This is a genomic window from Mycobacterium angelicum (genome assembly GCF_002086155.1).
In the GTDB taxonomy this organism is placed as follows: domain Bacteria; phylum Actinomycetota; class Actinomycetes; order Mycobacteriales; family Mycobacteriaceae; genus Mycobacterium; species Mycobacterium angelicum.
This window is the reverse complement of the sequence record NZ_MVHE01000114.1, coordinates 1-8,672: the sequence shown is the minus strand read 5'-3', so window position 1 is coordinate 8,672 and position 8,672 is coordinate 1. Positions and strand designations below refer to the sequence as shown.

General features: G+C 63.4%; 1 protein-coding gene and 2 pseudogenes. All 3 read right to left on the bottom strand.

What is annotated here, in order from left to right; translation table 11 throughout:
- Positions 1-330: 330 nt before the first annotated feature.
- A complete protein-coding gene (locus BST12_RS27830) occupies positions 331-1,971 on the bottom strand; it encodes a DHA2 family efflux MFS transporter permease subunit (protein ID WP_083116415.1) in 1,641 nt (546 codons plus the stop codon).
- 282 nt (positions 1,972-2,253) lie between these two features.
- Positions 2,254-2,886, bottom strand: a pseudogene (locus tag BST12_RS35030) (thioesterase domain-containing protein); the annotation flags it as partial.
- A 297-nt stretch (positions 2,887-3,183) separates the two neighbouring features.
- Positions 3,184-8,672 (bottom strand): annotated as a pseudogene (locus BST12_RS27825) (type I polyketide synthase); the annotation flags it as partial.

Below are 8,672 nucleotides of genomic sequence, written 5' to 3'. Positions count from 1 at the left end.
CAACAAACCCCACAACCCCGACAAATCCCCCACACCCGGAAAACGACACGCCATCCCCACAATCGCAACAAAATCACCACCCATAACCCCCGCCGACTTGGCGAAAGATTCACGTTCGGCGTCAGCGCGGTCGTCCATTAGCCAACTCCTTGCAGCACCACGGGCTTGATGCAGATACATTGTCTTGTGCGACCAGGATTTCTTTCGATCTGCTGGTAAGCGTAGTGACCGGCCCTTCCAGCAGACAGGAAGTTCGATGCCAAAGTCCCGGAAAGGTTGGTGAGTGAGTCTGACTCGAGGATTTCCGTGAGTTCGCGTGCGGTTTCGCTGCTACGGCTCAACCTGCACCAGCTCCACCCGGGTGGCGGGCCGCTTGGGCAGAAACGATGCGGGTACCGCGGTTGCCGCGGCCACGATCATGCCGATCAAGAACACCCCGGCATAGGCCAGTGACAAGTCCTGGCTGAGGTGTTCGGTGAAGTCGGGGAGCCGAACCTGGGAAGGCAGCTCGGCCGGGTCGAGCGGCACAAGCCGGCGGGCCGCCTCGGCCCGGATCGAATCCGCTTGTCTGGCTGCGGCGATGGTGGCACTCTCGTTGAACCTGCTGGTGAGCATCACCGACATCAACGCAGCACCGACAGACGCGGCGACGGTGTGGGTGACGTTGAATAACGTTGAGCCGTGCGCTACCTCGCTGGAATTGAGCGTGTATACCGCCGACCAGGAAACCGGAACCATCATGCAGGCGGAGCCGGCGCCGAATGTCGCGAGCCCGGCCAGCAGCATCGTCAGGTGTACGTGTTCTCGGCTCATGCCGTAGACAAATATGCCCATGCCCACGACGGTCGCGGCCGTCCCGGCCAACACCACGCCGCGCGGCCCTCGCGTTTCGGTCAGCCGCCCGACGATCGGTATAGCGACGGCCGCCGCCAGGGATTGCGGTATGAGAAGCAGTCCGGACTGGAACGGCGTCTTTCCGAGGACCTGCTGAAAATAGGCCGGAAACAGCAGGCTGCTTCCGAAGAAAGCGACGGCGAACACGAACCTGGTGCCGTTGGCCGCAGCGACCGGTCGATTCTTCAGAAGACGCAGATCGATCAACGCATGATCGGCCCGACGCAGGACATGTAATACGAAAGCCGCGATCAGCATCACCCCAATGGTCATCGGTACCCAGATGTGTGGATCGCGAACCGTGCCGCGCTCCGGCAACAGCGACAGCCCATAAAGAAGCAGCACGAGCCCCGGGGACAGCACGATAATGCCGAGGACGTCCAGTGACTCCGCGGACGATGAATCATCGCTCGGGAGAACGGATACCGCCAGTGCCAAGACGAGCGCCCCCACGGGGATGTTGATCAAGAAGATCCACTGCCAGCCAAATGAGCTGATCAACCAGCCACCCAGAATGGGTCCGAAAATCGGCGGCATCAAGACGGTGATATTGCTGATCGTCATCACGCGGGCTAGCCGTGCCGGACCAGCCGCACGAGCCAGGATGATGAGCTGCAGCGGTATGACTATTCCGCCGCCAAGCCCCTGCACCGCCCGAAAGGCGACCAGCTGGGTGATGTTCGATGCCAGTGCACACAGTAATGATCCGAAGGTGAACAGCAGCACCGACGCCATCGCGAGCCGTTTGGCGCCCAGCCGGTTGGCTGCCCAGCCGGTGATTGGAATCACCGCGGCCAACGACAGTGTGTAGCCGGAAGATGTCCATGCGACGATGGCCTGGGTGGAGGAGAATTCGTCGACGAACGTCCGCTGGGCCACATTGACGACCGTCGTGTCCAGGCTGACCATCACCGCGAGCATCAGGCACGTCACGGTGGTCATCACGAGTCTGGAATCGAGCGTGGTGGGCGTGGTGGGATCGTCGACGGGACTGGCGTCGCCGTCCAGGCGCGAACCGCCCGTGGCGTGAGTGCTGGCTATCTTCGGCTCACGCGGCGGCCGATCCGCCTGGCGCATTGTCCTACTGTATCTGCCATACGTGCGGCGCAACGCCGGTATCCATTCTTCGAACCGTCCGTGGCTTGGGCTTGCCGACGCGACGCCGGATACCTGCCAACGCCGTGTTCAACTCGGCACCTGTGGACACACATGATCAGCGTCTACCGCGGGCTGACGAGCGCACTCAGCGCGCCGATCAGCCAGGCGGTCCCGCCGCCCCGGCCGAGGTCATCACACTGCGACAAACGCTGCAGAAACGCGCCGTGAATTGCGACCGTTCAGGGCCTCTGAGAACTCGGGCTACCGTGAAATTTCGAGGCTCGCAATCCATTCTTCTAGAATATGCGCTACTAACTCCGCACCTTCAAATACTACGGATTCATGATGCTCAGGTACCGTGCGTACCGTCTGCAATGGTGTCCAAGGCGTGGCTATCGCATACTCTAGACTTCCAGACTCGGAACGCACCTTGAGATAAGGCCTGGTGCATTGCACAAATAGTACATCTGCTTCAAGAGGCCCTTTGTATAGCTTTGGTATGACTTCAGACCACCCCGCCATCGCGGTTAGCCTGGTGGCGTTATACAACCCCCATTCACGCGTTCTCTCGTACATCGCGTAAAAAAGATCACTACTCGTTGACAATAATAGTTCGCTATCTTCAATCGAATAGGTGTCCAGTAACGCAACTCCCGCCACACGCACATTCGTCTTGTGTTCAAAGTAATCACCCAAAGCGTAGGCGAAATTACCACCCGATGAATAGCCAGCGAGAACAAAGGGCTCATCGCCGACGAGCTCCACGACCACGCGGGCGAGCGACTCGACTGCGGCCTCGGGCGAGTTGGGCAGAGGTTCGCTCGCCGAGAATCCACAAAGCGGGACAGCCGATACCGGTCTTACGCTTTCAAATGCGGAAGCGATGCGTGCATAAACATACACGCCACTGGTAAATACTGAGGTACATATGAATACCAGGTGAGGCAATCCGGGTCCGTCGGTAAGCCTGGCCGCCGTCGGCAAAATGCTCGTGTCGCACTCCGGCCCGAACACCGGCCGCAGCCGCGATGCTGCGCGCAGCAAGTGCATTCCTTCGCTCATTTTTCCTGCGTCAACCGCATTTTTGAATAGTGCTTCAAGCGAACCCTGAATCAAGACCGACCGCGACTCCTCGGTGCTGGATTCGCTCGATCGCGGAACGGTGGTCGCAATATTTTCCCTATGTTCAATGAGCTTATCCACAATGTGGTGCGCCAACAGCTCAGGGGTTTTGTAATCAAAAACAACCGTTGGCGACAATTTCAAACCTGTGGCCGAATTGAGCAGATTTCTGATCTCCATGGAATTCAATGAGTCCAAGCCGGAATTCTCGAAAGTCAAGTTAGCTCGATCGTCGCGCTCATACCCGAGTACATCTGCGGTGCACTGGAGGATCAACTCTCTTACCACCCTGAGTTGTTCGGTGTCGTCTAACTCGGCCAGTCGGACTCCCACCAGCCCTGCCCCGGAGCCTGCACCCTTGACCTGCCGCCGCAGTGGGCGCCGTATCAGCCCGTCGAATAATGGCACCAGTTCAGCATTTTGAGCCCGGTTAGCCAGCGCCGCCTGGTCTAAGCGGGCGGCCACAACGGCGGGGTGATCCAGCATTAAAGCGGTATCGAACATCTCGACCGCTTGCTGAGCGGTCATCGCCGCCACTCCGCCACGACTCATCCGCGCCCTATCGCGATCGGTCAAATGCCTAGTCATCGCGCTGGACTGCTCCCACAAGCCCCACGCCAACGACACCCCCGGCAAACCCAGCGCATGCCGATGAGTGGCCAACCCATCCAAGAACGCATTCGCGGCCGCATAGTTACCCTGGCCCGCCGCGCCCACCACACCCGCGATCGAGGAGCACAGCGCAAACATCGACAACCCCATGTCCCGGGTCAGCTCGTGCAGGTTCCACGCCGCGTTCACCTTGGCCCGTAATACCGCATCCACCCGATCTGGCGTTAACGAGCCAATCGGCGCGTCATCAAGGGTCCCTGCGGCATGAATCACTCCCGTCAACGGCGGACACCGCTCCGCCAACCCGTCCAATAGCCCCGCTACCGCCACGCGATCAGCAACATCACAGGCGATCACCTCTACCTGCGCCCCCGCCCGGGTCAGCTCTGCCACCAGCTCATCGGCACCCTCGGCGGCCATTCCACGTCGGCTTACCAACAGCAGATGCCGCACCCCATAGGCCGCCACCATGTGGCGGGCGAAGACCGCACCGGCCATCCCGGTACCGCCCGTGACCAACACGGTGCCCGCCGCCAACGTATCGGCCAAGACGCGCGGCATCGTCAACACCACCTTGCCGACATGGCAGGCCTGGCTCGCATACCGATAAGCCGCCGCGGCGCCACGCACATCCCAGGCCTTCGCAGGCAACGGATGTAACGTTCGGGCCTCAAAGAGGCGCCCCAATTCGATCAGTATCGCCGCGATACGCTCCGGTCCGGCCTCAGCCAAATCGAACGCCCGATACCACACACCGGGATGTGTTTTGGCGACGGTCTGCGGATCGCGGATATCGGTCGTGCCCAGCTCTATAAGTCGCCCACCATCGGCCAAAAGCCGCAGCGAACCATCGAGGAACTCACCGGCCAACGCGTTGAGCACCACATCTACTCCACGGCCTCCGGTGACCGCCAAGAATTTCTGCTCAAACCCCAGCGTGTGCGAATCGGCGATATGATCCTGGTCAAAACCCATGGCGCGCAACGCGTCCCATTGATCGCGGCTGGCGGTGACGAAAATCTCGGCCCCCCGCAATCGGGCCAGCTGCACCGCCGCCATCCCCACTCCCCCGGTCGCGGCATGCACCAACACCGACTCCCCAGCACTGAGGTCGGCTAGATCCACCAACCCGTACCAAGCCGTCAAAAACGCCACCGGCACACCCGCTGCCTGGACAAATGACCATCCCGACGGCACCTTGAAAACCAGCCGCTGATCCACCACCGCCAGCGGACCCACCCCCTCCATCAACCCCAGCACCGCATCCCCCACCGCGACCCCGGTCACATCCTCACCGACGTCGACGATCACCCCAGCGCCCTCATCACCCAGCACCGGCGCCTGGCCTCGGTGCATCCCCGATACCGCCAGCACGTCCCGAGAAGTGATTCCCGCCGCGCGCACCACGACACGCACCTGCCCGGCACCCAACGGCGCGTGCACCTGCGGGCACGGTTGCACCACCACATCCTCAAACGTGTCTTTACCACCAACGGCCAACCGCCACGTCGACTCTCCCGCCGGTAGCCGCAGCACCGGCGGCACTGGGGCCAACCGAGCCACATACACCCCGCCGCTGCGCACAAGCAGCTGGGGTTCCCCGAGACCAACCAGCACACCCACTTCCACCCCAGAGCCGGGATCGGTGGCGGTGTCCACCAGCACGATCCGCCCCGGTTGTTCGGTCTGCGCCGAGCGCACCAATCCCCATACCGCCGCCCCCGCCAAATCGGTGACCGCTTCCCCGGCCAACCCGACCGCGCCACGGGTCAACACCACCAACACTCCTGCCCGATCCCGCGCAAGCCACGATTGCAACCGTTCAAGCGCGGCATGGGTCGCCGCGTGCACCGAGCCCGCGACATCCTCACCGGGAGCCCCGCACTCCCACACCACCACGTCACCATCCGCCTTACCGTCAGCCTCGGCGCAAAACTGAGCCCATGACACCACCACCGGATGCCCAACCGCCTGATCCACGAGTGCGGCCGTAGGCGTTATGGGTGACCACACCACCTCCAACAAGCCCTGATCGGCCCCGCCGGCCGCTGCGATTACCGTGGCGTGCAACTGTTCAGCTGATACCGGGCGGGTGGTTAGCGAACCGACCGATAACACTGGCTTACCCATGGTGTCGGCCAGCTCCACCGAGAATCCGCCATCAGCGTCGGCATCGGCGGGGGCGATGCGGGCCCGTACCCACGAAGCGCCCTTGGCGTGTAACGACACCACGTGCCAAGAGAACGGCAGTTGTGTTTGGGTGGTGTCGGCGGCCAGTGGCATCGCGTGAAGTGCCGCGTCGAATAACGCTGGATGCAACTCAAACCCGGCCAGGTCAACCCCGGCGTCCTCAGGCACACCAACTTCGGCGAACACTTCCTGGCCGCGTCGCCACATCGACCTCAGTCCGCGAAACGCGGGCCCGTACTCATAGCCGCGCTCGGCTAACCGCGCGTAAGCATCCGAGATATCAACGCTGTGCGCGTCCACCGGCGGCCACACCGACAGATCGGCCGAGGGGCCCACCTGACCCGCCCCGAGCATGCCCTCAGCGTGGCACGCCCACCCCGAATCAGCTTCGCCGCCACGCGAATACACCGACACCGGGCGCCCACCGGACTCACCGACCCCACCCACCACAACCTGAACCCGCACCTGACCCTGATCGGGCACCACCAGGGGTGCACCCAAGACCAATTCCTCGATGACCGCGCAGCCCACCTCGTCGCCGGCCCGGATCACCAACTCCACAAACCCGGTCCCGGGAAACAGCACCACCCCGCCCACCTCGTGATCGGCTAGCCACGGCTGTGCCGTCACCGATAAGAGGCCCGTCAACACCACCCCACCAGAATCCGGCGCCGCTACCACTGCACCTAACAACGCATGCCCGGCCCCATCCAGGCCCACCGAGGCCACATCCCCTACCGGACCACCTGACAGCCAGTACCGCTGCCGCTGAAACGCATACGTCGGCAACTCCACCCGCTGCGGGTGCCACGGGGCCATCACCGCCGCCCAGTCCACCCCCACCCCAGCCACCTGCGCTTGGGCCAAAAACCCCATCACCGCCTCGGGTTCGGGCTGATCAGCACGCAACACCGCAACACACAACGCCGGTTTGTCCTCACCGTGGGCGGCCAGACACTGCGCCACCATGGCACTGAGCGGCCCAGTCGGGCCCAGCTCAAGAAACCGGGTCACCCCCACACCGGCCAAAAACCCCACCCCGTCGCTGAACCGCACCGCCTCGCGAGCATGACGCACCCAATACCGCCCAGAACCCAACTCCTCAGAAGTGGCAACCCGGCCCGTCAGGTTAGACACCACCGCAAGCCGGGCCTGCCCAAACGACACCCCCTCAAAGACCGCGCCGAACTCCTCAAGCATCGGCTCCATACGCGCCGAATGAAACGCATGACTGACCCTCAACCGAGTCGTCTTACGACCCCGCTGCGCCCACACCCCCACCCACCCCTCGATCGCCTCGCCATCACCAGAAACCACCACCGACCCCGGAGCATTCACCCCCGCCACACACAGACGCCCGTCATACCCGGCCAACGACGACACCACCTCCTGTTCGCTGGCCGCCACCGCCACCATCGCCCCACCCGCAGGCAACGCCCCCATCAACCGCCCCCGCGCCGCCACCACCGCACACGCATCCGCCAACGAGAACACCCCCGCCAAATACGCCGCCACCAACTCACCCACCGAATGCCCAATCAAGAAATCCGCCTTCACCCCCCACGACTCAACAAGCCGATACAACGCCACCTCCACCGCAAACAACGCAGGCTGGGTAAACGTCGAATCATCAAGCAACCCCGCCTCCACCGACCCCACCGGCGCGAACAACAACTCCTTCAACGACCGACCCAACAACGGATCCAACTGGGCACACACCCCATCAATCGCCTCAGCAAAAACCCCATAACACCGATACAACCCAGCCCCCATCGCCGCCCGCTGCGCCCCCTGCCCGGAAAACACAAACGCGGTCTTACCCTCCACCACACGCCCACTCACCACCCCCGGCGCCGGCTGCCCGGCTGCCAGTGCGGCTAACCCGGCCAGCAGCTGACCCCGGTCGACACCGACCACCACCGCTCGATGCTCCAACCCGGCCCGGCCCGTGGCCAACGAAAACCCCACATCAGCGGCCCCCAACCCGGGACGCTCGGCCACACACGAGCCCAACCGGGCCGCTTGGGCTTTTAGCGCCGCCTCGGTGTTAGCTGACACCGGCCACGCCAACGCCAACCCCGCCAGGGCCAGCGCACCTGCACTACCGTCGCCGCCGGGCGGGGTGGCGTCGGCAGGTGGGGGGGCCTGTTCGATGATTAGGTGCGCGTTAGTGCCCGAAATCCCGAACGAGGACACCGCGGCCCGGCGTACCCGCCCGTTGGGCGGCCAGGGCTGCGGTGTGGTCAATAACGACACCGCACCAGCCGACCAATCCACATGCGCAGAGGGCGCATCGACATGCAACGTCGCCGGTAACACCTCATGACGCAGGGCTTGAATCATCTTGATCACCCCAGCCACCCCCGCCGCAGCCTGCGTGTGCCCGATGTTGGACTTGACCGACCCCAACCACACCGGCCGATCCGCCGGACGGTCTTGCCCATAAGTGGCCACAATGGCGTGGGCCTCAATCGGATCACCCAACACCGTGCCCGTGCCATGGGCCTCCACCACATCGATCTCAGCGGGTGCCAGTCCCGCGCTGGCCAGCGCAGCGCGGATGACACGCTCCTGAGCTGGCCCATTCGGCGCCGACAACCCGTTAGAAGCCCCGTCCTGATTGACCGCACTGCCCCGGATCACCGCTAACACCTCATGCCCATTACGCCGGGCCTGCGAAAGCAGCTCCACCAACACCAACCCCGCACCCTCAGCAAACCCCGTCCCATCCGCACCCGCCGCAAACGACTTACACC